The sequence below is a fragment of the Paracoccus wurundjeri genome (assembly GCF_030678915.1).
Lineage (GTDB): Bacteria > Pseudomonadota > Alphaproteobacteria > Rhodobacterales > Rhodobacteraceae > Paracoccus > Paracoccus onubensis_A.
In genome coordinates this window covers 53,930-78,220 of the sequence record NZ_JAUUTZ010000022.1, presented here as the reverse complement: position 1 = coordinate 78,220, position 24,291 = coordinate 53,930, and the positions used below count along the sequence as shown (strand labels likewise).

Annotated in this window: 30 protein-coding genes; 10 read left to right on the top strand and 20 right to left on the bottom strand. The window is 59.9% G+C overall.

Going from position 1 to position 24,291, the window contains the following annotated elements; all coding sequences use genetic code 11:
* Positions 1 to 69: 69 nt before the first annotated feature.
* The 9 genes from rplR to rpmC form a co-directional block, all read right to left on the bottom strand.
* Positions 70 to 429 (bottom strand): 50S ribosomal protein L18, encoded by a 360-nt coding sequence (gene rplR / locus Q0601_RS18780; protein ID WP_119751437.1) that lies wholly within the window; start codon positions 427 to 429, stop codon positions 70 to 72.
* Positions 430 to 441: 12 nt separating this feature from the next.
* Entirely contained in the window at positions 442 to 975 is a 534-nt protein-coding gene (rplF, locus tag Q0601_RS18775; RefSeq protein WP_305291437.1) for a 50S ribosomal protein L6, read from the bottom strand.
* 12 nt (positions 976 to 987) lie between these two features.
* Positions 988 to 1,386, bottom strand: a complete 399-nt coding sequence (gene rpsH / locus Q0601_RS18770) for a 30S ribosomal protein S8 (protein WP_305291436.1) — start codon at positions 1,384 to 1,386, stop codon at positions 988 to 990.
* Between the two features lie 10 nt (positions 1,387 to 1,396).
* Positions 1,397 to 1,702 carry a 30S ribosomal protein S14 gene (gene rpsN / locus Q0601_RS18765; RefSeq protein WP_119751434.1) on the bottom strand — a complete coding sequence of 102 codons (306 nt, stop codon included), beginning with the start codon at positions 1,700 to 1,702 and terminating at the stop codon, positions 1,397 to 1,399.
* An 18-nt stretch (positions 1,703 to 1,720) separates the two neighbouring features.
* The gene (gene rplE, locus Q0601_RS18760) at positions 1,721 to 2,281 is read right to left on the bottom strand and encodes a 50S ribosomal protein L5 (RefSeq protein WP_305291435.1); all 561 of its coding nucleotides are present in this window, start codon (positions 2,279 to 2,281) and stop codon (positions 1,721 to 1,723) included.
* A complete protein-coding gene (gene rplX / locus Q0601_RS18755; protein ID WP_305291433.1) occupies positions 2,281 to 2,586 on the bottom strand; it encodes a 50S ribosomal protein L24 in 306 nt (101 codons plus the stop codon). The genes rplE and rplX overlap by 1 nt, the downstream gene beginning before the upstream one ends.
* Positions 2,586 to 2,954, bottom strand: coding sequence for a 50S ribosomal protein L14 (gene rplN, locus Q0601_RS18750; protein ID WP_010400243.1), 369 nt, complete (start codon positions 2,952 to 2,954; stop codon positions 2,586 to 2,588). The genes rplX and rplN overlap by 1 nt, the downstream gene beginning before the upstream one ends.
* Before the next feature lie 69 nt (positions 2,955 to 3,023).
* Positions 3,024 to 3,269: a 30S ribosomal protein S17 gene (rpsQ, locus tag Q0601_RS18745; RefSeq protein ID WP_305291432.1), complete on the bottom strand. Its 246-nt coding sequence runs from the start codon at positions 3,267 to 3,269 to the stop codon at positions 3,024 to 3,026.
* A gap of 12 nt (positions 3,270 to 3,281) precedes the next feature.
* A complete protein-coding gene (rpmC, locus tag Q0601_RS18740) occupies positions 3,282 to 3,488 on the bottom strand; it encodes a 50S ribosomal protein L29 (protein WP_305291430.1) in 207 nt (68 codons plus the stop codon).
* Positions 3,489 to 3,844: 356 nt separating this feature from the next.
* Here rpmC and rplO point away from each other — a divergent pair, with 356 nt between their 5' ends.
* The 3 genes from rplO (at position 3,845) to Q0601_RS18725 (ending at position 6,467) form a co-directional block, all read left to right on the top strand.
* The gene (gene rplO, locus Q0601_RS18735; RefSeq protein ID WP_305291429.1) at positions 3,845 to 4,312 is read left to right on the top strand and encodes a 50S ribosomal protein L15; all 468 of its coding nucleotides are present in this window, start codon (positions 3,845 to 3,847) and stop codon (positions 4,310 to 4,312) included.
* A 107-nt stretch (positions 4,313 to 4,419) separates the two neighbouring features.
* On the top strand, positions 4,420 to 5,784 hold the full coding sequence (secY, locus tag Q0601_RS18730; RefSeq protein WP_305291428.1) for a preprotein translocase subunit SecY: 1,365 nt from the start codon (positions 4,420 to 4,422) through the stop codon (positions 5,782 to 5,784).
* Between the two features lie 38 nt (positions 5,785 to 5,822).
* The gene (locus tag Q0601_RS18725) at positions 5,823 to 6,467 is read left to right on the top strand and encodes an adenylate kinase (protein ID WP_305291427.1); all 645 of its coding nucleotides are present in this window, start codon (positions 5,823 to 5,825) and stop codon (positions 6,465 to 6,467) included.
* 129 nt (positions 6,468 to 6,596) lie between these two features.
* Here Q0601_RS18725 and Q0601_RS18720 read toward each other — a convergent pair whose 3' ends face one another.
* Positions 6,597 to 7,754 carry a Hint domain-containing protein gene (locus tag Q0601_RS18720; RefSeq protein WP_305291426.1) on the bottom strand — a complete coding sequence of 386 codons (1,158 nt, stop codon included), beginning with the start codon at positions 7,752 to 7,754 and terminating at the stop codon, positions 6,597 to 6,599.
* Between the two features lie 579 nt (positions 7,755 to 8,333).
* Here Q0601_RS18720 and rpsM point away from each other — a divergent pair.
* The 4 genes from rpsM to rplQ all read left to right on the top strand — a co-directional run bounded on the left by rpsM (position 8,334) and on the right by rplQ (position 10,788).
* Entirely contained in the window at positions 8,334 to 8,702 is a 369-nt protein-coding gene (gene rpsM, locus Q0601_RS18715) for a 30S ribosomal protein S13 (protein WP_119751425.1), read from the top strand.
* 12 nt (positions 8,703 to 8,714) lie between these two features.
* Positions 8,715 to 9,104, top strand: a complete 390-nt coding sequence (gene rpsK / locus Q0601_RS18710) for a 30S ribosomal protein S11 (protein WP_119751424.1) — start codon at positions 8,715 to 8,717, stop codon at positions 9,102 to 9,104.
* A 117-nt stretch (positions 9,105 to 9,221) separates the two neighbouring features.
* The gene (locus Q0601_RS18705; protein ID WP_119751423.1) at positions 9,222 to 10,238 is read left to right on the top strand and encodes a DNA-directed RNA polymerase subunit alpha; all 1,017 of its coding nucleotides are present in this window, start codon (positions 9,222 to 9,224) and stop codon (positions 10,236 to 10,238) included.
* Between the two features lie 124 nt (positions 10,239 to 10,362).
* Positions 10,363 to 10,788, top strand: coding sequence for a 50S ribosomal protein L17 (gene rplQ, locus Q0601_RS18700; RefSeq protein ID WP_305291424.1), 426 nt, complete (start codon positions 10,363 to 10,365; stop codon positions 10,786 to 10,788).
* A 226-nt stretch (positions 10,789 to 11,014) separates the two neighbouring features.
* On the opposite strand, the gene Q0601_RS18695 is transcribed toward rplQ, so the two are convergent.
* Genes Q0601_RS18695 through Q0601_RS18685 form a run of 3 tightly spaced genes read right to left on the bottom strand, consistent with a single transcriptional unit; the run spans position 11,015 to position 14,086 of the window.
* Positions 11,015 to 11,662 carry a glutathione S-transferase family protein gene (locus Q0601_RS18695; protein ID WP_305291422.1) on the bottom strand — a complete coding sequence of 216 codons (648 nt, stop codon included), beginning with the start codon at positions 11,660 to 11,662 and terminating at the stop codon, positions 11,015 to 11,017.
* 19 nt (positions 11,663 to 11,681) lie between these two features.
* Positions 11,682 to 12,599, bottom strand: coding sequence for an extensin-like domain-containing protein (locus Q0601_RS18690; RefSeq protein ID WP_305291421.1), 918 nt, complete (start codon positions 12,597 to 12,599; stop codon positions 11,682 to 11,684).
* Positions 12,596 to 14,086: a L,D-transpeptidase family protein gene (locus Q0601_RS18685; protein ID WP_305291420.1), complete on the bottom strand. Its 1,491-nt coding sequence runs from the start codon at positions 14,084 to 14,086 to the stop codon at positions 12,596 to 12,598. The genes Q0601_RS18690 and Q0601_RS18685 overlap by 4 nt, the downstream gene beginning before the upstream one ends.
* Before the next feature lie 148 nt (positions 14,087 to 14,234).
* Between Q0601_RS18685 and Q0601_RS18680 the strand changes: the two genes are divergently transcribed.
* On the top strand, positions 14,235 to 15,551 hold the full coding sequence (locus Q0601_RS18680) for a TRAP transporter large permease (protein ID WP_305291419.1): 1,317 nt from the start codon (positions 14,235 to 14,237) through the stop codon (positions 15,549 to 15,551).
* Positions 15,552 to 15,738: 187 nt separating this feature from the next.
* Here Q0601_RS18680 and Q0601_RS18675 read toward each other — a convergent pair whose 3' ends face one another.
* The 7 genes from Q0601_RS18675 to Q0601_RS18645 all read right to left on the bottom strand — a co-directional run bounded on the left by Q0601_RS18675 (position 15,739) and on the right by Q0601_RS18645 (position 22,904).
* Complete coding sequence (locus tag Q0601_RS18675; protein ID WP_305291418.1) at positions 15,739 to 16,869, bottom strand: site-specific DNA-methyltransferase; 1,131 nt, start codon at positions 16,867 to 16,869, stop codon at positions 15,739 to 15,741.
* 89 nt (positions 16,870 to 16,958) lie between these two features.
* Positions 16,959 to 17,591 (bottom strand): ribonuclease HII, encoded by a 633-nt coding sequence (locus Q0601_RS18670; RefSeq protein ID WP_305291417.1) that lies wholly within the window; start codon positions 17,589 to 17,591, stop codon positions 16,959 to 16,961.
* Positions 17,588 to 18,067: an ureidoglycolate lyase gene (locus Q0601_RS18665; protein ID WP_305291416.1), complete on the bottom strand. Its 480-nt coding sequence runs from the start codon at positions 18,065 to 18,067 to the stop codon at positions 17,588 to 17,590. The genes Q0601_RS18670 and Q0601_RS18665 overlap by 4 nt, the downstream gene beginning before the upstream one ends.
* A 24-nt stretch (positions 18,068 to 18,091) precedes the next feature.
* On the bottom strand, positions 18,092 to 19,825 hold the full coding sequence (locus Q0601_RS18660; protein WP_305291415.1) for a glycosyl transferase family 90: 1,734 nt from the start codon (positions 19,823 to 19,825) through the stop codon (positions 18,092 to 18,094).
* Positions 19,825 to 21,033 (bottom strand): MFS transporter, encoded by a 1,209-nt coding sequence (locus Q0601_RS18655; protein WP_305291414.1) that lies wholly within the window; start codon positions 21,031 to 21,033, stop codon positions 19,825 to 19,827. The genes Q0601_RS18660 and Q0601_RS18655 overlap by 1 nt, the downstream gene beginning before the upstream one ends.
* A 183-nt stretch (positions 21,034 to 21,216) precedes the next feature.
* Complete coding sequence (locus Q0601_RS18650) at positions 21,217 to 22,473, bottom strand: lytic murein transglycosylase (RefSeq protein ID WP_119751412.1); 1,257 nt, start codon at positions 22,471 to 22,473, stop codon at positions 21,217 to 21,219.
* A 101-nt stretch (positions 22,474 to 22,574) separates the two neighbouring features.
* Entirely contained in the window at positions 22,575 to 22,904 is a 330-nt protein-coding gene (locus Q0601_RS18645; protein ID WP_305291412.1) for a hypothetical protein, read from the bottom strand.
* 62 nt (positions 22,905 to 22,966) lie between these two features.
* On the opposite strand from Q0601_RS18645, the gene Q0601_RS18640 reads away from it, so the two are divergent.
* Both Q0601_RS18640 and Q0601_RS18635 read left to right on the top strand, forming a co-directional pair.
* Positions 22,967 to 23,437 (top strand): YbaK/EbsC family protein, encoded by a 471-nt coding sequence (locus Q0601_RS18640; protein ID WP_305291410.1) that lies wholly within the window; start codon positions 22,967 to 22,969, stop codon positions 23,435 to 23,437.
* Positions 23,438 to 23,472: 35 nt separating this feature from the next.
* Positions 23,473 to 24,291, top strand: a complete 819-nt coding sequence (locus Q0601_RS18635; RefSeq protein ID WP_305291408.1) for an aldo/keto reductase — start codon at positions 23,473 to 23,475, stop codon at positions 24,289 to 24,291.

Below are 24,291 nucleotides of genomic sequence, written 5' to 3'. Positions count from 1 at the left end.
TGAGCTTTTGCGGCCAATATGACCCTTGCTCCCGGATCATCGGGGTGGCGCAGCCGCCACCCGCAGTTATCAGAACTTCAACCCGCCTTCACGGGCAGCGTCGGCCAAAGCCTTGACTTTACCGTGGAACAGGAATCCACCGCGGTCGAAGACAACCTCTTCGACACCGGCTTTCTTGGCCCGTTCCGCGATCGCCGTGCCAATCTTGGCGGCGGCTTCGACGTTGTTTTTGCCCAGGACGCCCAGATCCTTCTCAAGCGAGCTGGCCGAAGCGACCGTTACGCCGTTCAGATCGTCGATGACCTGAACCGAGATGTTCTTGTTCGACCGATGGACGGACAGACGCGGGCGGCCATTGCCTTCGGCCCGCAATTTGTTCCTGACGCGCAAGCGGCGCTTCTGGAACAGCTTTTGCTTTTTCAGTGCCATTTCATGCGCCCCTTACTTCTTCTTGCCTTCCTTGCGGAGGATAAATTCGCCCTTATAGCGGATACCTTTGCCCTTATAGGGCTCGGGCTGGCGCCATTCGCGAATATTGGCCGCAACCTGTCCGACAAGCTGCTGGTCAATACCTTCCACAATCACTTCGGTCTGCTTGGGTGCGGTGATCGTCACGCCGTCGGGCGTTTCGAAATTCACCTCGTGGCTATAACCAAGCGACAGTTTCAGGGTTTTGCCCTGCATCTGCGCACGATAACCGACACCCTGGATCTCCAGCTCTTTCTTGAAGCCTTCCGAGACACCCTGCGTCAGGTTCGCGACCATGGTCCGGGTCATGCCCCATTGCTGGCGCGCGCGCTTGGACAGGCCGCGGGGTTTTACCGACACCGCGCCTTCTTCCAGAACCAGGTCCACATCGTCGGTCGCCGTGAAGCTGCGGGTGCCTTTCGGTCCCTTGACCTCGATAGTCTGGCCCTTGATTTCGGCCGTCACGCCCTTGGGCAGTTCGACCGGTCTTTTACCAATCCGAGACATCTGCTGCCCTCCTTAGAATACCTGGCAGAGGACTTCGCCGCCGACATTGGCGTTGCGAGCCGCTGCATCCGACATGACACCTTTCGGAGTCGACACGATCGAAACGCCCAGACCCTGGCGGACCTGCGGGATTTCCTTGGCACCTGCGTAAACGCGGCGACCGGGTTTCGAAACGCGCGACAATTCCCGGATAACCGGAGTGCCGTCGAAATATTTCAGGCCGATTACCAGCTCTTTGTGGCCGGCATCGGTGGTCACTTCCTCGTAGCCGCGGATGTAACCTTCGGATTGCAGCACATCCAGAACCCAGGCGCGAAGCTTGGAGGCCGGAGTGCGGACGGTCGATTTGCCGCGCATCTGAGCATTGCGGATGCGGGTCAGCATATCGCCGAGAGGATCGTTCATCGACATCGTTGCCCCCTTACCAGCTCGACTTGACCATGCCGGGGATCTGGCCGTTCGAGCCAAGGTCCCGCAGCGCGATCCGCGACAGCTTGAGTTTGCGGTAATACGCATGCGGACGGCCGCTAAGCTGGCAGCGGTTGTGCAGGCGCGTGGCCGAGGAATTGCGCGGCAGCTCGGCCAGCTTCAGCGTAGCCTTGAAACGCTCTTCCATCGGGCGGGACTGATCCTTGATGATCTCGTTCAGTTCAGCCCGCTTCGCAGCGTATTTCTGAACCATGCGCGCACGTTTTCTTTCGCGCTCTACCATCGATTTTTTTGCCATATCTTCTTCCCTCCGCGATCAGCTGTTGAACGGCATGTTGAATGCCTTCAACAGCGATTTCGCTTCCGCGTCGGTCTTCGCGGTGGTGCAGATGATGATGTCCATTCCCAGAACTTCGTCGACCTGATCGAAGTTGATTTCCGGGAACACGATATGTTCCTTGAGGCCCATGGCGTAATTGCCACGACCGTCGAACGACGAGCCTTTCACGCCGCGGAAGTCGCGGACGCGGGGCAGCGCGATATTGATCAGGCGATCCAGGAATTCGTACATCCGGTCGCCGCGCAGCGTGACCTTGGCACCCAGCGGCATTTCCTCGCGGACACGGAAGCCGGCGATCGAGTTCTTCGCCTTGGTGATCACGGCCTTCTGGCCGGCGATCAGCGAAAGCTCTTCTGCGCCCTGCTTGACCTTCTTGGTGTCCTTGACGGCCTCGCCGATGCCCATGTTCAGGACGATCTTGTCCAGACGCGGGATCTGCATGTCGTTCTTGTAGCCGAATTCTTCCTTGAGCGCGGCTTTGATCGTCTCGCGGAAATACGCCTTGAGACGCGGAGTGTATTTTGCATCGTCCAGCATCAGATCACGTCTCCCGTGGTCTTGGCGAAACGGACCTTCTTGCCGTCTTCCTCGCGGAAGCCGACGCGGGTCGCTTTGCCGTTCTTGTCCAGCAGAGCCAGATTCGACAGATCGATCGGCATCGCCTTCGGCGTGCGGCCGCCCTGCGAGTTCTGGGTCTGACGCTGATGACGGATCGCGATATTGATGCCGTCAACGATGGCCTTGTTCACCTTGGGCATGACAGTGGTGATCTCGCCCTGCTTGCCCTTGTCCTTGCCGGCCAGCACGACGACCTTGTCGCCCTTTTTCAGCTTGGCAGCCATTACAGCACCTCCGGAGCAAGCGAGATGATCTTCATGAAGTTCTTGGCACGCAATTCACGCACGACCGGCCCGAAGATACGGGTTCCGACCGGTTCGCCCTGGTTGTTCAGGATGACGGCGGCGTTGCGGTCGAAGCGGATCGAGGTTCCGTCCTCGCGCTTCACTTCCTTGGCGGTCCGAACGACGACGGCCTTGCGGACGTCACCTTTCTTCACGCGGCCCCGTGGGATGGCTTCCTTGACGGAAACGACGATAATGTCGCCCACCGACGCATAGCGACGGTGCGAACCACCCAGGACCTTGATGCACTGCACCCGGCGCGCGCCGGAGTTGTCAGCAACATCCAGATTGGTCTGCATCTGGATCATTTGGTTTCTCCCGACCTTTGGGGACCGGCCATTCCGGCCCCAGGGTTTCGATTAAGTTACTGGCAGAGGTTACGCCGAAGCGGCCTCATCCGTCAGAACGGTCCAGCGTTTCGTCTTCGAGACCGGCGCACATTCGACGATGCGAACTGTGTCACCAACCTTGAACTGGTTCTCCGCATCATGAGCGCGGTATTTTTTCGACGAGCGAACGGTCTTGTGCAGCAGCGGATGCTTGAAGCGGCGCTCGACCAGAACCGTGACGGTCTGATCGTTCTTGTCGCTGGTCACACGGCCTTGCAGAATGCGTTTGGGCATGAGCCAGACTCCTTAGTTAGACGCCGCGGCTTCCGCCGCTTTCTGATTCAGAACGGTTTTCACACGCGCAACGTCGCGGCGCACGGCGCGCATACGGGCGGTGTTCTCAAGCTGGCTGTTCGCCTGCTGGAAGCGAAGGTTGAACGCTTCCTTCTTCAACGCGACAAGCTGATCTTTCAACTCGTCCGGGGTCTTCGATTTCAGTTCCTGCGCATCCATCGCGCTTATTCCTTTCCAACATCACCGGAGGGCCCCTGATTGCCAAGGCCACCCTGATTCCCGGTGGAGTTCGTGATGAAGCTGCGCGATTACACCCGTGAGATGTGTATTGCAACAGGGAAATCCTGCAATCGGCGATATATTCACGCGATGCAGGTGTTGTGCTACATATATGGGTGCCGCGCGTCGACGGAGACGGACCTATCACGGGAGAGGTTCCCGATCAACCGCCTCTTGACCAGTACCGTCCCATCCGCTACTGACCTGCGGTGGCCGTCAAGGCCGACTCAGCAATCAGAAAATGCCGTGTCCGTCCTGTTTCGCTTCGGGGATGTGTCCGGCCAAGGAGAAGCGATATGAAACTGCATGAAATCCGCGATAACGAAGGTGCGAACCGCACGAAGAAACGTGTCGCGCGTGGTCCCGGTTCGGGCAAGGGTAAAACCGCTGGCCGGGGCATCAAGGGCCAGAAATCGCGTTCGGGCGTTGCCCTGAATGGATATGAAGGCGGCCAGATGCCGCTGTATCGGCGCCTGCCGAAGCGCGGCTTTACCGCGCCGAACGCCAAGAAATTCGCCGTTATCAATCTTGGCCAGATTCAGGCTTTCATCGATTCGGGCAAGCTGGACGCCAAGTCCGATGTGACCGAAGACGCCCTGATCGAGGCCGGGGTTGTTCGCCGCAAGCTGGACGGTGTTCGTCTGCTGGCCAAGGGTGAGCTGAAAGCCAAGCTTAACATCACCGTGACCGGCGCGTCGAAATCGGCTGTTGAAGCGGTCGAAAAGGCGGGCGGCAAGGTGGTTTTGCCGGCTGCGGCGGAATAAGCTGTTGATCGGGGCAGCCATGCCTCATAGATAGCGATCAGGATTTCCAGGCGCCGCCGGACTCCGGAAACGGATCGGCGGCGCAGTCATGACACGGGACGGAAAATATGGCGTCAGCCGCAGAACAGATGGCCGCGAACCTCTCTTGGGGGGCATTCAGCAAAGCCACGGAACTTCGCCAGCGAATCTGGTTCACCATTGGCCTGCTGATCATCTATCGCCTCGGCACCTATATCCCGGTTCCGGGAATCGATGGCGCCGCATTGCGCAACTTCATGGATCAGGCATCGGCGGGCATTGGCGGTATCCTGTCGATGTTCACCGGCGGCGCGCTTGGACGGATGGGCGTGTTCGCATTGGGGATCATGCCCTATATCTCGGCCTCGATCATCGTGCAGCTTCTGGCGTCGATGGTCCCTGCGCTCGAGCAACTCAAGAAAGAGGGTGAGCAGGGGCGGAAGAAGATCAACCAGTATACCCGCTACGGCACCGTGGCGCTTGCGCTGTTTCAGGCTTACGGCCTTGCCCGCAGTCTGGAGGCGGGCGGGCTTGCGCATACGCCGGGTGTGTTCTTTCAGGCATCGGTCGTGATCACGCTGGTCGGCGGCACCATGTTCCTGATGTGGCTGGGCGAACAGATCACCGCGCGCGGCATCGGCAATGGTATCTCGCTGATCATCTTCGTGGGTATCGTCGCCGAGATCCCCGGAGAGATCGCAACCTTCCTTGCCGGTGGCCGGGCTACGAACTCGACCCCGGTCATCCTGGGCGTCATTGCCATGGTCGTCGTCGTGATCGGCTTTGTCGTGTTCATGGAACGGGCGCTGCGCAAGATACGGATCCAGTATCCGCGCCGTCAGGTCGGCATGAAGGTTTACGACGGGCAGTCGTCGCATCTGCCGATCAAGGTAAACCCGGCAGGCGTCATCCCGGCAATCTTCGCGAGCTCGCTTCTGCTGCTGCCGATCACCATTTCGACCTTTTCGGGCAATGAAAGCGGCCCGATCATGTCGACGCTTCTGGCCTATTTCGGACCGGGGCAACCGCTTTACCTGCTGTTCTTCGCGGCGATGATTATCTTCTTTGCTTATTTCTACACGCAAAACGTGTCCTTCAAGACCGATGACGTGTCCGAAAACCTCAAGAATCAGGGCGGCTTCATTCCGGGTATTCGTCCGGGCAAGAAAACCGAGGAATATCTGGATTATGTCGTCAACCGGGTGCTGGTGATCGGGTCGGGCTATCTTGCCGCCGTCTGCCTGCTGCCCGAAATTCTGCGGAGTCAGTGGTCGGTGCCGTTTTATTTCGGCGGAACCTCGGTTCTGATCGTCGTGTCGGTCACCATGGATACGATCAATCAGGTGCAAAGCCATCTGCTGGCGCATCAATATGAAGGTCTGATTGAGAAATCCCAGTTGCGTGGTAAGCGTAAGACTGGAACAAAGACCCGTAAAGCGCCCTCGCGGCGTTGATCGGATTACAAAAGCCAGTTCTGGGGGACGGAGACTACATGACGATCAATATCATTCTTCTGGGGCCTCCTGGCGCTGGCAAAGGGACTCAGGCCCGCAAGCTGGTGGAAGAACGTGGCATGGTGCAGCTTTCCACTGGGGACATGCTGCGCGCCGCCAAGGATTCGGGGACCGAGATGGGAAACAAGGTCGCCGAGGTCATGGCCCGTGGCGAACTGGTCACAGATGAGATCGTCATCGGACTTATCCGCGAAAAACTGGCCGAGGGTGGCAAGGGTTTCATCTTCGACGGCTTTCCCCGGACATTGGGGCAGGCCGATGCGCTTGGGGAGTTGCTGAACGAAACCGGGCAGGTACTGGATGCCGTGATTGAAATGCGGGTCGATGACGAGGCTTTGGTGCGGCGTATCACCGGGCGTTTCACCTGCGGCAACTGCGGCGAGGTTTACCACGACGAGACGAAACCGACCGCAAAGCCGGGTGTTTGCGATGTTTGCGGCTCGACCGACCTGAAACGGCGGGCCGATGACAACGAGGAAAGCCTGCGGACCCGTCTGCTGGAATATTACAAGAAGACGTCGCCGCTGATTGGCTATTATTATGCCAAGGGCAATTTGACCCCGGTCAACGGGCTTGCCGAGATCGATGAGGTTTCACGGCAGATTGCCGAGGCATTGGGTTAGACGCGACCGAATACAGATATCTCTTTCGGCGCTTCTCTTGGATGATCTCAAGCCCCAGTCACAGATAAAAACGGCCGGAAGATATTTCCGGCCGTTTTTGCTTAACATGGTTTTTGGATTCTCAGTGTTTCAATAAACCATTTCCTGTTGGTTTCTGGCATGGCGATAGGCCAAACGCCGGCCCTGACGGCCCGAGGTCAGAAGGCGTGCGGGTTGCGGCTCAGATCCTTCTTCGGCCAGTTCCGGGAACAGCGACAGAATTTCCTTGCGGGATTCCGGGCTGACCGAACGCAATGCGACAGGTCCGGTAAACAGGCTTTCGGCCTCGGCCCCGTTCGAGAAGACGATCTCATGGCAATCGAACATGAAGTGGAAATATTCCACGTCATGAATGTCCGTGGCGATCTCGATGCCTTCGATGCCCAGCAATTGCTTTGCCGCGACCAGAACCTCGTCTGTGCCGAACATGCGCTGCGCTATCTTCGAGCGGATAAGGATCCGGTGCTGTGGTGATACAACCAGATCGCTTGCGGGGGTGTTCGCGCCCAGCGCGCCAGCGTTGATACGGATTGGGCGCAGATTCGGGGCTGCTGCCAGCTCCTCGGCGGATAGTTTGCGTGAACCGATCCAGCGGATGGGTTGCAGACCATTGTCGCGGGTCCGGACCATGTCGCCGGATTGCAGGGTTTCGACAGGCTTCGTACGGTCGGCCGTTTCGATAAGTGTCCCGACGGTGAAGCAAACCACATAATCCCACACATTGCGGTTCGCTCCAAGAGCCTGATCCGTGGAGACTACGCCATGAGTAGTCAAGGATACGATCGGATTGGCCTCCATAGCAGCCTGATCTGCGACACTGTCTTGGGAAGCTGAAGACTCAGGTGCCCAGAAAGTCTGGCCATTCCAATCTTGAAAAAGAGAGGCGGTAACTTCCGCTGTAGTCCCGTCCGCATAAGTGATTGTGGCATTATATACGACGGCAGCATCATAGGCATGATTGCCTGTGCCGAAATTGCCGCCGCTATGGCTGAAATATTCGATCCATCCTCGTCCGTTAAGCGCCTGACCGTCGGCTGCCGTGTCGTAGCCTGCCGTGTTTCCGCCCTGGTTGTATGTGGTTGTGCCGGCGCGCGGACTGATTTGGACGAAGCGATCGAACAGTGGATCATTCTCGCTGCCATAGGTCCTGTTGTTAAGCACCCCGGGGCTTTCTATAGTTCCGTTATTTCCGGTCGTATCAACTATCCCGAATTGTCCGAGATATACGGCATTCCAAGTCGTAGGCATTATTACTCCTCCTTCGTCCTCGTGAAAAATATGTATGGAAACTGGTCCCGATAAGCCGGTTTGCTGTCGGTTTTTGACCTACGGATTGGCCAGCGGGGAACGTCCGCAATGCGCGGCCCGTTATCCGTGATTCCATCGTTGAAGTTACTGTTTCTGAGATTTGCCGTTAAACCAGGCATGGCTGTGACCCATACTCAAGATGGCGCCTTCGTTCTCAAGCCGAACTGTTGTTCCTGCATAGATCCCGACCATCTTGTACACCATTGACAATACCGCATCAGGTTTCTGTACCCTCGGCGGTTAACCATCTGTTCCGTATATGGTACAGTTTTTCTCCCGGCAATCATTTTTCGTTAACAGAATGACATTCCTCTTACGAAACAGTTTCGGAGCCTTGCACCATTCCACTCGTGGGGTACACTTGACGACAAGTTGATCTTCCATTAATTCACAGCATCTCGAAAGAGAATCACCCAAGCATGGGTGGCCTGTGGATTGGCCCGAAGGCATGGCTTTCGGGCCTTACGTTGTGAAAAAAGGTTCCGGTGTTACGGAACCGCAGCAGAAAAAGGATAACGCGTGGCTCGTATCGCTGGCGTCAACATTCCGACGGGGAAACGTGTCCCCATCGCCCTGACTTATATTCATGGTATCGGCCCGGCGCATGCCCGGCAGATCTGCGAAGCGACCGGCATCGAGTCCGCTCGCCGCGTGAACGAACTTTCGGATGCTGAAGTTCTGAAGATTCGTGAATTCATCGACCAGAATCTGACCGTTGAAGGCGACCTGCGCCGCGAAGTGCAGATGAACGTCAAGCGGATGATGGATCTGGGTTCCTATCGCGGTCTGCGTCACCGTCGCGGCCTGCCCGTTCGCGGCCAGCGCACCCATACCAATGCCCGTACCCGCAAAGGTCCGGCGAAGCCCATCGCTGGCAAGAAGAAATAAGGGGACACGGACATGGCACGCGATAAGACTCGTATCAAGCGCAAAGAGCGCAAGAACATTGCCACCGGTGTGGCGCATGTGAATTCCAGCTTCAATAATACCAAGATCCTGATTTCGGACGTGCAGGGTAATGCGATCTCGTGGTCGTCGGCCGGCACGATGGGTTTCAAGGGTTCGCGCAAATCGACCCCCTATGCCGCGCAGATGGCTGCCGAGGATGCCGGCCGCAAGGCACAGGAACATGGCGTGAAAACGCTTGAGGTCGAAGTGCAGGGGCCCGGTTCGGGCCGTGAATCGGCGCTTCGGGCCCTGGCTGCCGTCGGCTTCAACATCACCGCAATCCGTGACGTGACCCCGATCGCGCATAACGGTTGCCGTCCGCCAAAGCGCCGCCGCGTCTGATACTGGATCATTACGACACCGGCCCGCGCGAGATCCGCGCGGTTCGGCCATTTCGCATTTAACCTCGGGCGTTTCCGGCCTCGGTCATGGGTCGGAAACAAGTATGGAGGCAAACCCATGATCCACAAGAATTGGGCCGAACTTATCAAGCCGACGCAACTTGCCGTCAAGCCGGGCGCGGACGCGACCCGGACGGCAACCGTTGTCGCCGAACCGCTGGAGCGGGGCTTCGGCCTGACGCTGGGCAACGCCCTGCGCCGGGTTCTGCTGTCGTCGCTTCAGGGGGGGGCCATCACCTCGGTTCAGATCGACAATGTTCTGCATGAATTCAGCAGCGTCGCCGGCGTCCGCGAGGATGTGACCGATATCGTGCTGAACCTCAAGGGCGTTACGCTGCGCATGGATGTCGAAGGCCCGAAGCGCTTGTCGCTGACCGCAAAAGGTCCGGGCGAGGTTAAGGCCGGAGACATTCAGGAAACCGCCGGAATTACCATTCTGAACCGCGAGCATGTCATCTGTCATCTGGACGATGGCGCCGATCTGAACATGGAGCTGACCGTTCAGACCGGCAAGGGCTATGTTGCCGCCGACAAGAACCGCCCCGAAGACGCGCCTATCGGCCTGATCCCGATCGATGCGATCTTTTCGCCGGTCAAGCGGGTCAGCTATGAAGTCACGCCCACCCGCGAAGGTCAGGTGCTGGACTACGACAAGCTGACAATGAAGGTCGAAACCGACGGCTCGCTGACCCCGGAAGACGCGGTGGCCTATGCCGCCCGTATCGTTCAGGATCAGCTTTCGGTATTCGTCAATTTCGAAGAACCCGAATCGGCCAGCAGCCAGGACAGCGACGACGGTCTGGAATTCGATCCACGCCTGCTCAAGAAGGTGGACGAGCTGGAACTGTCGGTCCGTTCGGCCAACTGCCTGAAGAACGACAATATCGTCTATATCGGCGATCTGATCCAGAAGACCGAGGCAGAGATGCTTCGCACCCCGAATTTCGGCCGCAAATCCTTGAACGAGATCAAGGAAGTGCTGTCGGGCATGGGGCTGCATCTGGGCATGGACGTGGCCGAATGGCCGCCCGAGAATATCGAGGATCTGGCCAAGCGTTTCGACGATCAGTTCTGATTATGGACTCCTGAGACGAGGCGGTTTATCCGCCTCTCTCAAATCCGGGCATTCCGCCCCAAGGAGAGTGGCCCGCACGCATGGGCCGCCGGACAAAGTAAAAAGACGTTAATGGAGAAATGAAATGCGTCACGCCCGCGGCTATCGCCGACTTAACCGTACTCATGAACATCGCAAGGCGTTGTTCGCCAATATGGCTGGCTCGTTGATCGAGCATGAGCAGATCAAGACCACGCTGCCCAAGGCCAAGGAATTGCGCCCGATCGTTGAAAAACTGATCACACTGGCCAAACGCGGCGATCTTCATGCACGCCGTCAGGCTGCATCCCAGCTCAAGCAGGATATCCATGTCGCCAAGCTGTTCGAGACGCTGGGTGAGCGTTACAAGGACCGTCAGGGCGGCTATGTCCGTGTTCTGAAAGCCGGTTTCCGCTATGGCGACATGGCTCCGATGGCCATTATCGAACTGGTGGACCGCGATCCGGATGCCAAGGGTGCCGCCGATCGCGAACGTCTCGAGGCAGAAGAAACCGCCGAAGACGATAGCTGATCCGCTCTGATCATCAGGAAATCAGATCAACCCGTCGCTGATTGCTCCGCGGCGGGCTTTCGTTTGTGCCACTGGTCGGGTAATGCGCACAAAGCATGTCGTGCCCACCCGGATCGCTTTTTCTCCCCTCTTCTTCTTTGTCCAAGTACCTCGGGGGTGCGGGGGGCGCGCCCCCCCCCATCGCGGGACGCAAGTAACCGGCGTTTCCGATTCAGCGCGACACGCCCTAATCCACAGCTGCCTTGAAAACGGCCAATTGATCGGCATAAGCCCGCTGATAAGCCGGCCGCGCTTCGCCGCGGGCGACATAGGCAGACAGGTTTGGATATTCCTCCAGTAGGCCCGAGCCTTCCAACCGCCGCAGCACCAGCACCATCATCAGATCACCGGCACTGAACGCGCCGTCAAGCCATTCGGTGTCGCCAAGATGGCTGGAAAGCTGATCCAGCCGGGTGCGGATACGGTCCCGCATAAGAGGCAGGCGTTCCTTGTGCCAGGATCTGTCGCCCTCGACATATGGTGCCTGTTCCAGTTCGACGATCGGCGGTTCCACCGTATTGAGCGCGGCAAAGATCCATGTGATCGCACGTGCCCGCGCATCGGCATCATCCGGCAGCAGGCCGGCATGATGCTGCGCGATATGGAACAGGATCGCCCCTGATTCGAACAGGACAAGACCGTCTTCCTCATAGGTCGGGATCTGCCCGAAAGGATGGCGCGCAAGATGGGCTGGCTCTTTCATCGCCCTGAACGACACAAGGCGAACGTCATAGGGCTGCTCCGCCTCTTCAAGCGCCCAGCGGACACGCATGTCACGTGCCAGACCCTTGCCCCCATCGGGCGAGGATTCAAAGGCGGTGATCGTGATCGTCATGGTTTTCCATCCCCGCGGGTTACTGGCACAATCTCCAGCCATTCTTGCGCGAGATTACATCAAGATGCAGATGGTTGTCATGCGCTGCGTTCGATCCCGGCCCGAGTACGGTGGAGAAATACAGACAGGCCGTCGCCCGTGCCGCGCGCTGGAACGCCTCGTAAAGATCGCCGCTATCCTCGCGCGGTTCAACCGGAACGGGCGGCCCCTGATCGAAGACGAAACCGGCGATGTCGATCGCATTGCCAAGCGCATGTTCCGAGAGTTTCGGCTGATTCTCTTTGGTTCCGTTCCGCGCCCGGCAGTCGTAATGCGTACCAAGCTGCAACGCGGTTAGCCGTGGTGAGCCGGGAAGACTGACCGATGCCGGACGCAGAAACTCCTGTGCCCAGAACCCAAGCGCCCGCGCGGTGTCGCAACGCATGATCGCGCCGCCTTCAAGTTCGAGCCCGGGCAGGATTTCGGTCACATGCAAAGGTTTTGCGATGCCGCAATCCGGGTTGTCCTTTTCGGTGATTTCCGGGCGTTCTTCATAGACGGTTCCCAGATGCGAAAGCGCCAGCCGGCAGGCGGCATATTCCTGATCGTTTTCGCGGGGGCGTTCGCGTGCCGTTTCCGTCTCGCCGTTCCTTTCGTTCTGAACCGTACCCTCTTTTGATCCGACCGGGTCCTCTTGCCCGCTTTCCTTCTCCGAGATGCTTGTTCCCCGTGGCCAGATTTCGTCTGTCCGTCCGGTTGCGGAAGGCCCGGCCGCAGAAGGGCCGGCTGCTGCAGGATCGTCCGGCGTTTCCACAGGCGTCTTGGGTTTGTCCGGCGGCCTTCCGCGATTGTAAGCCCCCTGATCCTCGACGGGTTTGGGGACTGGTTCCTGTGCGTGAACGGTTCCGGCAAGCATCAGGGCAATCGCCGCCCCGCAAAAATGCCGTAGCGTGTTCATTGCATATCCGCCGGGGCTGCCGGCAGAACGAAACCGGATTCCGGCAGCGCATCGGAAAGCGCCTTGCTTAGCGGGTCATCCGCAGGTGCCGCAGGCATTGGCTGAGCAGTGTCCGGGACATCTTCTTCCGAGGTGTTTTCATATAGCGGCTGCCCCGCAGGAGCGGGAAGCGTAGCGGGCGCGGCGGAATTTGCACCGATGGTTTCTGTCGTGGTGACGGCACGGATGATCGCGGCGGCAAGCGGTGCGGCGGCATTTGCTGGAACCTCTGTGCTGCCCGGCGTCATGGCGTTATCCGGCGCGGTATCGGATGCGACCGGCGTGCCGCTTCTGCGCGGTGGCCGGGTCGCGGACAAAAGGACGGGCTGCGGGGTTTGCGCCTGCATCGAGGTTCCCGCGACACCGGCGGCCACAGTTGTCGCGGTGGCAGTCGGGTCCGAAACCGCGCCGCTTTCGGGGGCAGGCAGGACGCCTGTCACATCGGCGATCGTGACCCCCGGCTCCAGAAATTCGACCTTCGTCTTGCCCGGTATCACCAGCCCGGCCAGTTCCCTTGCGTCCCAATTGGTCAGGCGCACGCAGCCATTCGACTGGTTGTGAAACAAGCGCGAGGGCGTGGGCGTGCCGTGAATGCCATAGGTGGGCTTGGTCAGGTCGATCCAGACATTGCCGACCGGCCCGTTCGGTCCGGGCGGCACGATCAGCGGTTTGTCATTGTCGCCCTGCTTGAAATTCTTTTCCGGGTTATAGGTATAGTTCGGGTTCAGGGCGACGGTGACCACGACGTGATTGCCCGAGGGCGAGGGCGTCGCGTCCGAACCGACCGTTGCCGGATAATCCACGATCATCTCGCCATTGCTGTCATAGGCGGCAACGCGGCGGCTTGCCTTGTCCACGATGATCCGCGTGACCTTGGTCTTGATAGGCTTGGCGGGGGCGGTGACCCTGATCGTCGCGCCGGGTTTCAGCTCGATGCCGGGATTGAGGAAGGCGATGAATTTCTCGTCCATATGGAACCGTTCGCCCAGCTTTTCGGCGATGCTGGTATAGCCCATTGCGGTCATCGCGGCCTTTTCCGCGTAATCGGCGGGGATCTCGGCAACCAGCCCCTCGGCATCCTCTTGGGTGATCTGATATTCCATGGTCTGCGGCGATGTGGAATATGGTAGCAGCAATTGCCAGACTTGCGGATCCATCCGTCCGTCGACGGGCAAACCGGCGCGGCGCTCGAATGCCATCAAAGCGCTTTCACTCATCCCGCCCTTATAACCGTCAATGACCCCCGGAGAGGTTCCCGAGCGATCCAGCAAGACCTGAATCTTCGCCGTCAGGGCAGAGCGCCCCGGGGGCAGGTCGCCGCCCTGATAGCTTGCCGTATCGATATCCGAGGCGGTAAAAACGGGTTCGCCATCCTGCGCAAGCGCCGGGATCGCGGTAACCGCAAGGGCAAGCAACACCAGAGGGAAGCGCCGGGGTAGAAAGGTCATTCATCTCTCCATCCATGTCGGATTCACTCTCCACTTTCTGGTCCAAGAGTTCCAGAGGCCGCGCGGTTCAATTTTAGGTCAGGGGCGCGTTGTCGCGCAGCCGATCCACTGCTATGCCGGTGCAGATGGTCAACGGGGACGGAAATATATGGAACCATCCTTGCTCGGCCTGATCGGGATTGCGATCCTTCTGGCCCTGCTGGCGCTCAGGTTTCCGGTCGCCCCGGCAACTTTCGCCATTGCAATCTGCGGTATCGGCCTGACAAGCGCCAGCAGCGGCGCCGGGTTCTTCCGGGGGCTGGCGACAATTCCTCGGCTGTTGCGGGAGGGGCTGCATCCTGAAGCGATGGGGATGCTGTTCCTGTTCGTATTGCTGGGCAATCTTGCATTCTATGCCGGGATCTCGACACGGATATTCGACGCTGCCCGGGTCTGGTTGCGAAACCAGCCGGGCGGGCTTGCCATTGCGTCAGTACTGGGATGCGGAGGTTTCGCGTCGCTGTCGGGCTCATCGGTCAGTTGCGCCTCGACGATGGGACGGATTTGCCTGCCCGGGATGCTGGAGCAGGGTTACGATCCAAGGCTTGCCGCCTCTTCGGTTGCCGTGGGGGGAACGCTGGGATCGCTTATCCCGCCTTCGATGCTGTTCATATTCTATGGATTTCTGGCCGGGCAGCCCGTGGCGACGTTGTTCATCGCCGGAATCCTGCCGGGGCTTCTGTCGCTTGCCGGCATGATCGGTGTCATTATCTGGTGGGTTCGTGAGGAACCTGCCACCGCCCCCGGCCCGGTGCGGGTCTCCGCCAGTGACATGCAGGCGATGGTTGCGCTATGGCCCCCCGTCGCGTTGCTGAGTATCATCATCGGCGGGCTTTTCCTTGGGATATTGTCGCCACTTTCCGCGGCTGTGATCTGTGTCGGGCTGACATTTCTGATTGGCCTGTGGCAGCGGCGGCTGCTCGGTGAACTGCTTTGGATCATTCTGCGGGATTCCGTTCTTCAGGCGGCCTCGCTCGTGCTGGCCCTCGCGGCGGCGATACTGTTTCTTGCCTTCATCAACGATACCGGCACCGCCGCTATCATGGCCGAGCGGCTGCACAGCAACGGCATGCCCGCACTGAGCGTGATCGTGATCGCGGCGGCGATCCTGCTGATCATGGGCATGTTCATCGAGCCGCTGGCGATCCTGATCATCTCGCTGCCGGTCCTGTTGCCGCTGATGCAGGTCTACGGAATGGATCAGATCTGGTTCGGGGTCATTATCGTGAAGTTGCTTGAAATAGCCCTGATCACCCCGCCGGTCGGGCTCAATGTCTTCGTCATCAGCGGCGTTGCGCGAAATGTCACGAGCGAGCAGATCTTTGGCGGCGTCGCGCGTTTTCTGTTGGTGGACATACTGGTGCTGACGGCCCTGATCCTGTTTCCGGCAGTGTCGCTGTTGCTGCCAGGAATGATGCCAGGGTGAAGGCGGGACTCCACCCTGTCGCGCCGGGGTACGGCTCCCGGGGTAGTTGGATGAAGAAGCGGGGCTGGTCTTCATAAGTAGCCGGCGCCAACGGGAACGAAAAGACCCCGCCATTCACATATGGCGGGGCAAGGCGGTTCCGCCGCCCAAATCGTGATGGCGGAACTGCGGCGAAATCGTGGATGATTTAGCTGGGGCGGGAAACCTCGCCTTCCATCTCGGCGCGGATCTGCTGACGCAGGATGTCGATGGGGATCATCTTGCCTTCACGCCGGAAATGCCAATAGGTCCAGCCATTGCAGGATGGCGCGCCTTCCAGCGCCGCGCCGACCTGATGGATCGAGCCCTTCACATCATTGCCGATCAGGCTGCCATCGGCGCGGACCTTGGCTTTGTGACGGCTGCCGATAGAAAACAGTTCCTCGCCGGGGCGCAGCATGCCACGCTCGACCACCTGACCAAAGGGAACGCGCGGTTCGGCACGCTTCGCCTTGGTGGTGGCAATCGCCTCGCTGTCGAAGCGGCGGATGCGGGACAGGCGCTTTTCGGCGACCTTGCGATAGGATTCCTCGCGCTCGATACCGATGAAATCGCGGCCCAGCATCTTGGCGACCGCGCCGGTCGTGCCGGTGCCGAAGAACGGGTCGAGCACGACATCGCCGGGATTGGTGGTGCCCACCAGAACGCGATGCAACAGGGCCTCGGGTTTCTGCGTCGGATGGGCCTTGTCACCCTGATCGTCCTTCAGACGCTCACCGCCATTGCAGATCGGGATCACCCAGTCCGAGCGCATCTGAACGCCCTCGTTCAGGGATTTGAGCGCCTCGTAATTGAACGTATATTTCGAATTCTCCGATTTGGCGGCCCAGATCAGCGTCTCATGGGCATTGGTCAGGCGCTTGCCACGGAAATTGGGCATCGGGTTCGACTTGCGCCAGATCACGTCATTCATGATCCAGAAGCCCTGATTTTGCAGTTCGGCGCCGACGCGGAAAATGTTGTGATAGCTGCCGATGACCCAGATCGCACCATTTGGCTTTAGCAAACGCCGGGCAGCGGCCAGCCAGTCGCGGGTCAGTTGATCATAGGCGGCATAGCCCGCGAACTGATCCCATTCGTCATCGACGGCATCCACGCGGGAATTGTCGGGCCGCAGAAGATCGCCCCGAAGCTGAAGATTATAGGGCGGATCGGCAAAGATCAGATCAACGCTGCCCTCGGGCAGGGAATTCATGATCTCGACACAATCGCCCGCCAGAATTTGGTTCAGCGGTAGGGAACACGCGGCAGCCGCGCGCTTTTCTTTGATCTTCGTCATCTCTCGTGCCTCTGCATGCCGGATTTGCCCGGTCTGGTATGGACACCAAGATGAGTCAGGAGTGATTCGGCGTCAATTTCTTTTTTAAATCAATTGCTTGTAGTTCCATCTTTACACAAGATATTGTGGACGGGCCTGAAGGAACGTCTATGGTGAGGGGTCACCCCAAGATCTAGAAGCGCCTGTTTATGGGCCGGAGTCGGATAGCCCGCATTCACATCCCAGCCATAGCCGGGGTGCTGTTGCGCCAAATCCACCATGATGCAATCGCGCAACAGCTTCGCCACGATCGAGGCGGCTGCAATGGTCAGGCTTCGGGCATCCCCTTTCACGATCGCTTCGGCCGGAACGGTCAGATCGCGCGGGATGCGGTTGCCGTCGACAAGCACATGATCGGGTCGTTGCCGCAGTCCCGAGACGGCGCGGCACATGGCCAGATGCGAGGCGTGATAGATATTCAGCCGGTCGATCTCTTCCACGCTGACATGGGCGACCGACCAGTCGCATTGCTGCATGATCAGCCTGCCGAGGGTTTCGCGCCGCGCAGGCGTCAGCTTCTTGGAATCGTTCAGGCCGTCCGGGATATTTTCGGGATCCAGCACGACCGCCGCCGCGGTCACCGGACCGGCCAGCGGGCCACGCCCGACCTCGTCTACCCCGGCGATGATACCGGCGCCATTTGCCCGGGCGGCGAGTTCGAAGCTGAAATCGGGCAGGGTCATCCGGTGATCGTGACCGGGGGAATGGGGGTTTCCTCCAGATTCACGCCCTCGCCCTCGCGGTCGACGACAAGGAATTCGGCGGGGCGGTCAAGCGGGGTCAGAACGCCATGCCAGACACCTGCGCGCAAGTTGATCCCCATACCCGACGGAACCAGAAAGGCCCGGGGCGCGCCGGGGCGGCCATCCTCGTCGGGGGCGACGACAGACAGCCACGGGTCGGGACCAAGCGGCATGAATGCCTGCGATCCAAGCGGGTGCCGTTCCAGCAGGGCGCAATCATAGGGCAGGCTGACAGGTTCCGAGCGGAAAAGCGAGATGATCGCCTCTCCGCCTCCGCACTCAACCGTGGCAAGCGCATGGTGGCGTTCGCAGCGGCCCTCGTTGATCAGCTTGTCGGGGGATGGGCGCAGCGTCAGCAATTCTCCATAAGGAGCGAAGGCCTCTGCGGTGATCGGCTTGGCTTTGATGCTTGTCATGTGATCTCCTCTTTCGGGCGGAGATTATCCTTTGCGGGCCAGCCCGTCGAGAATGCGGTGCTTGATCGCACGCATCAGAGCGGGGTCGGACAGTAAGGCGACCTCTTCCCGGGCTGCGTGGGACATCTCTTTGCAATCATTGGGGTTTCTGCGTGCCCATTCGAGTTTTTCACCCAGATCGCCGCAATATCTCTGTAATGGTATATAGTGTTTCCACGGTTTGAAACGTCCCGAGAAATAGACTTCCCAGCCGTCTTCCTCTTTCAGCAGGACCGAGCGGCTGTTGATCATCGGAATGAAATTAGAGCCGTGATCGAAGCCGGTCATGCAAAGCTGATAGCGGAAATCATGGAAGAAGCCTGGCCCCTCGCGACGTGTGCAAAAAGGGGAAAGCAGGGGATCCTTCGCGAAATGACGGAAGCTCCATGCCAATCCAATGCGGATGTCGCAATGGGGATGACCGAACCAGCGGCGCACGACGGCCATGCGATTGGTGCGGCACAGTCCCTGCCAAGCGATTTCCCGCGCCCGGGCATCGTTACCGGCTGCTGCCATTTCCCGCATATATCGCAATGAGGAGCGGCCGGGCCGGATCCCATCGCTGCGCTCGTTCCCCGAGATCATGCCGCGCCAGACCAGTTTGTCCTGCTTGTCCTCGAATGGTGTCCTGTCCGGGCAGGGCGAGACATAGCCCCGATGTCCCGGCCCCATCATCTCGGGCAGGGGCCAGAGGATGGCATTGCCCGCGCCCTCGCGGCGGTTATGGCAAAGAACCGGCTTGCCCAGCGGCGCCCCCGGTGTCGCGCCAAGCCAGCGGGCGTCCTCCATATCGATATTCGCCGCGTCGCAACGCCCAAGGCCAAGGATGTCGTTGATGACCGCTTCGGCGCGGCGCTGCTTGAAATCCAGCGCAGGATCGGCCAGCGCGATCTTGCCGCGATCGCCGGGCAGATCGGTAATGGCGACGGGGCAGGCATGGCCGGCGCGGTCCAGTATCTGCGTTCTGCCATCCCATTCGCAATAAAGCGGAGACAGCCCGGCAAGATTACCCGTACCGGGATTGCAGTGACCCTTCAGGCAGAAGCGGGCGACATCCTCGACGAATTCCTCGGCTCGCTGCCGCGGGGTTTCAGGGGCCGGATCGAACATGCGCAGCAGGGTTCGTTCGATTTCCGGCTCTTTGTTGAAAAACCACCCGCTGTGGCGCGGCGATTTGGGCATCGGCAGGATCGGGTCAAGGCGGTGACGCAGATCCTCCAGCGTGTCGGTTTCGGTATCCACCCGGATCAGGGCGGGATCGTCACCGAAATATGTCTCGACGGCATCCAGATGTGCCTGCCAGTCTCGCGTCCAGAGTTCGGGCAGTTCCGCTTCGCTTACGCCATAATGCGCCGCATAGGCCTTGGCTGTCGCGCCACTCTCGGCAACCATGCGGTCAAGAAGCCAGGCATCCGGTTCGCGCAGGGTCAGGATAAACCGGGCATTCGGGAAATATTGGCGCAGACAGGCAAAGCTGCGCCAGCTTTCCAGCGGTGGTTTCCACCAGGGTTTGAGACGGTACAGGCCGGTGAACAGCCGTTTTGACGACCAGTCGCGCAGCGGCATCTGCCCAGTCGTCTGCGACCAGGCGATATTCTCGGCGAGTTTTCCCTGCTCGTCGTAAACATATTGATACCCGTTCAGCCCGAACAGGCGGGCGATCCGGCGTGCACCGCATTGATCAGGGCTGATATGGAAAAAGATGGGTTCTTGCGGCATCAGCCCCTCAGACGGTCCCGCGCCGGAAGCAGAATGGTCAGCAGGCCCAGTACGGGCAGGCCCGAACAGATCAAGAAGACATCCTGGATCCCGTAGATATCGGCCAATCCGCCAAGCGCGGCAGCGGCAATGCCGCCCATGCCGAAGGCAAAGCCAAAGAACAACCCGGCGATCATGCCGGTTCTGCCCGGAACCAGTTCCTGAGCAAAGACCACGATGGCCGGAAAGGCCGAGGCAAGGATCAGCCCGATCACCACGGCAAGAACCGCGGTCGGGATCAGTCCGACATGCGGCAGGGCCAGTGTGAAGGGCAGAACGCCGAGGATCGAGAACCAGATGACGCGCAGCGGCCCGACCCGGTCGCCGACGATACCGCCCAGCATCACGCCTCCGGCCATACCTGCCAGGAACAGGAACAGCATGATCTGTGCCCCCTGTGCCCCGAGACCGAATTTCTCGATGGTATAGAAAGTGAAATAACTGGTCATCGCGGCGCTGTAGATATTCTTGGCAAAGGTCAGGATGGCAAGCACGACGATTGCCTGAATGACGACATTGCGGGGCAGTTTCAGGGTGGTATCGGGCCTGACCGCCGAGGCGCGTCTGCGTCCTTCGGCCCAGTTTCCGACCTGATACAGCGTTGCGACGCCAAGCGCGGCGGCCACGGCAAACCACGCAACCGCAGGCCGGCCCAGCGGAACCACGATGAACGCCGCCAGAAGCGGCCCCAGCGACTGGCCGAAATTGCCGCCAAGCTGGAACAGGGATTGTGCGGTCCCGAACCTGCCGCCCGAGGCAAGGCGTGCCACGCGCGAACTTTCGGGATGAAATACCGCCGAGCCGATCCCAACCAGCATCGCGCCAGTCAGCAAGACCCAATATTGATGCGCAAAGGCAAGCAGCAGCACGCCGAAAAAGGTCGAGCCCATCCCGATCGACAGCGAGCGCGGCTGCGGATGCCGGTCGGTGGCGATCCCCACCATCGGCTGCAGCAGTGAGGCGGTGACCTGAAAGGCAAGCGTCATGACGCCGATCTGCGTATAGGACAGCGAGAATTCCTCGCGGAGCAGCGGATAGATCGCTGCCAGCATCGACTGCATGACGTCGTTGATCATGTGGCAGGCACTGATCGCCACAAGAACAGTCCATGCCGTACCGGTTCCGCGTAACGGCGAAGGGGTTGTAGGCTGAGTGATTTGCACGGTCATGACGCGCCCTCGATCCGCAGATTGTCAATGCGACATTGCCGCAGATACCTTAATCCTTGCAGAATACGCAAGGTGCGGATGTGGTTTCGTCTTGTGCCGTCCGAAGGCCAGTGGTGCCGCATGGCTGGCCAATGCAAAGGGGCGGACCTTTCGGCCCGCCCTTTTTTCGAGATTGACGTCCTGTCAGCGGCGAAGCTGATCAAGCACGATAGAGGTCGGATATCCGTCCGGTGTCACGCCGATCGAACGCTGGAAGGCCGCGACGGATTCCATCGTGCCCGAACCGAACAACCCGTCAATTTCGCCGTCATAGAAACCCTTGGCCCGCAGGCGCCGCTGAATTTCCTCGCGCTCCGAGCTGCTGAGCGTGCGATCATTGCGCGGCCAGCTTCCCTGGATACCCGCGCGTCCGGCAATGCGTTCGCCCAGGAAAGCGACGCCAAGAGCATAATTGTCCGAGTTGTTATAACGCAGGATCGACCGGAAATTGTCCAGGATCAGGAAAGCAGGACCATTCGCGCCCGCCGGCATGATGATCGAACCGTTACCCGAAGGCAGGCCCCCGCCGCCCATCCGCCGGACCCCCTGCGAGGCCCATGTGCCGGTGGACTTGCGCGTGCCCTTGCCGATCTGGCTGTAATTGAAGCCGGACGGAAGCTGAACCTCGGCCCCCCATGGCTGCCCGCGCTGCCAACCGTTGCGCGCAAGATAAGCTGCGGTCGAGGCAAGCGCATCGGTCGGGTCCTCGGACCAGATGTCGCGGCGGCCATCGCCGGTGAAATCGACGGCATATTCCAGATAAGAGGTCGGCATGAACTGGGTATGCCCCATGGCCCCCGCCCAGCTTCCCAGCATATGCGCGGGGTCGATATCGCCGGCCTGCAGGATCTTGAGCGCGGCGATAAGCTGGTTCTGGAACATCTCGCCCCGGCGGCCGTCATAAGCCAGAGTGGTCAGGGACGGGATGATCTGCATTTTGCCGCGATTGGCGCCAAAATTCGACTCCATCCCCCAGACGGCCAGCACGATTTCGCCCGGCACGCCATAGCGGGATTCGATGGCGTTCAAGGTTCGCGAAAGCTGGTTGCGTTTCTGCTGCCCGGTCGAGATGCGCGAATCCGATACGGCGCTGTCCAAATACAGCCAGACCGGGCGCGAGAATTCAGCCTGCTTGCGATCCAGTCTGATGACGTCGGGATTGTAGCGCGCGAACTGCATGGCGCGATCGTAAGTCCCGGCCGAAATGCCCGAGGACAATGCGCGGGACCGGAAAGACTGGACGAAACGCTGCAATCCCGCCTCGTCTCCCGGCGCGGCGGCAGGGATCGGGTCGGGCGTGACCGATCCGCCCGAACTGCCCGAATTGCTGGCATAGGGGCCGGCGCAGGAAGCTATGGCGGAGATCATGGCCGCGGAAAGGATGAACCGTGAAAATGTCATGTCGTTTGCCTGTTCGTGACTGCTGCTGTTCTTATTGTGATCGAGTGTAACGAAACTGTGGTCAGTTGGATAGAGGCCGAAAGCGAATCGGCGAAATCCGTTCACGTATCGGCATCGCTGCCGTCGCATCCTTTGAAAAACGGCTGCATCTGCGCGATAATTACCGCATTCTCCTGTAATGCGCGGTCCATCAGGGCGCGCTCCTCCTCATCGATTTCGTGCCCTTCGTCCAGCCGTTCCTGAAGCGTGCCGTAGCCGGTGACATCCAGCGGGGCCATCTCGGCCTGTTTCAGGATCGCGACGGTTTCGCGCACCGCCTCGGCCTCATCCTTGCCCGAGGCATAGCACATCAGTGCCGCACCGGTCGAACCGTCGGGAAGGCCGTCGCCCTTGCTGCGTCCGACCTCGACAAGCAGCGTGAAGACTTCCATCAGGGCTGTTCCTTCCATTTGGCGCGGGATAACCTGTCCGCAATTGACTACAGGAGGGACGGATGAGCAAGAGTTTGGCCCGCGTCAAGGCTGCGCTCGATGCGGCAGGGGAAGCGGTCGAGATCATGGAAATGGGCGAATCCACCCGTACCGCGGCCGAGGCTGCTACGGCGGCGGGATGCGAGATCGACCAGATCGCCAAATCGATCATTTTCCGCGGCGAAAGCAGCGGGCATGTCGTCCTGTTCCTGACCGCGGGCGGAAATCGGGTCGATCCAGCCAAGGCGGCCCGTGTCGCCGGACAGTCTTTGGGCAAGGCCGACGCGGCTCTGATCCGGGCGGAAACGGGTTTCGCGATCGGCGGCGTGGCACCGGTTGGACATCTCAGACCTGTCGAGGCATGGTACGATCCGCGCCTGTCGGAATTCGACAGGGTCTGGGCGGCGGCGGGCACGCCGCGCCATATCTTTGCAATTGCGCCACAGCGGCTTGTGGCGCTGACCGGCGCGAAAGAGGCGGATTTCGTCGCCTGACAAGCGATTTCCGGATATCGAAGAAGGAATGCGAGATGCAGCAACCGATGATGACGCTCAATGATGGGCGGAAGATGCCTCAATTGGGATTGGGGGTCTGGAAGATCCCGGCGGAGGAAACCGCCGGTGTCGTGGCCGAGGCGTTCCGGAACGGTTACCGGCTGATCGACGGCGCCAAGCTTTACGGCAATGAAGAAGGGCTTGGGCAGGCGGTTCGCGACACCGATATCCCGCGCGAAGAGATCTTCGTCACCTCGAAGCTATGGGCCGATCATCACGGTCGCGACAAGGCGCTGCGGGGCTTCGATGCCACGATGGAGCGTCTGGGGCTGGAATATCTGGATCTTTATCTGATCCATTGGCCGGTGCCCGCACAGGATCTGTATGTCGAGACATGGCAGGCCCTGATCGAATTACGCGATTCCGGGCGGGTGAAATCCATCGGCGTCGCGAATTTCCACGAACCGTATCTGCGCCGTCTGGTCGATGAAACCGGCACCGTGCCGGTGGTGAACCAGATCGAACTGCACCCGGCATTCGCCCAGACCCATCTGCGAGAGGTGAACAAAAACCTTGGCATCGTCACCCAAAGCTGGGCGCCGCTGGGCCGGGGCGCGGATTTCGAGGCTGTGTCCGGCATTGCCCGGCGGCTGGGGGCTACGCCCGGGCAAGTCATCATCGCCTGGCATCTGGCGCATGGCCTGTCGGTGATCCCGAAATCCAGCAATCCCGAACGTCAAAGGCAGAATTTCGTGGCGCTGGAATTGCGGTTGAGCGATGCGGATATCGCGGCCATCGACGCGCTCGACCGGGATAACCGCACCGGCCCGAATCCTGATGAATTCACCGGTTAG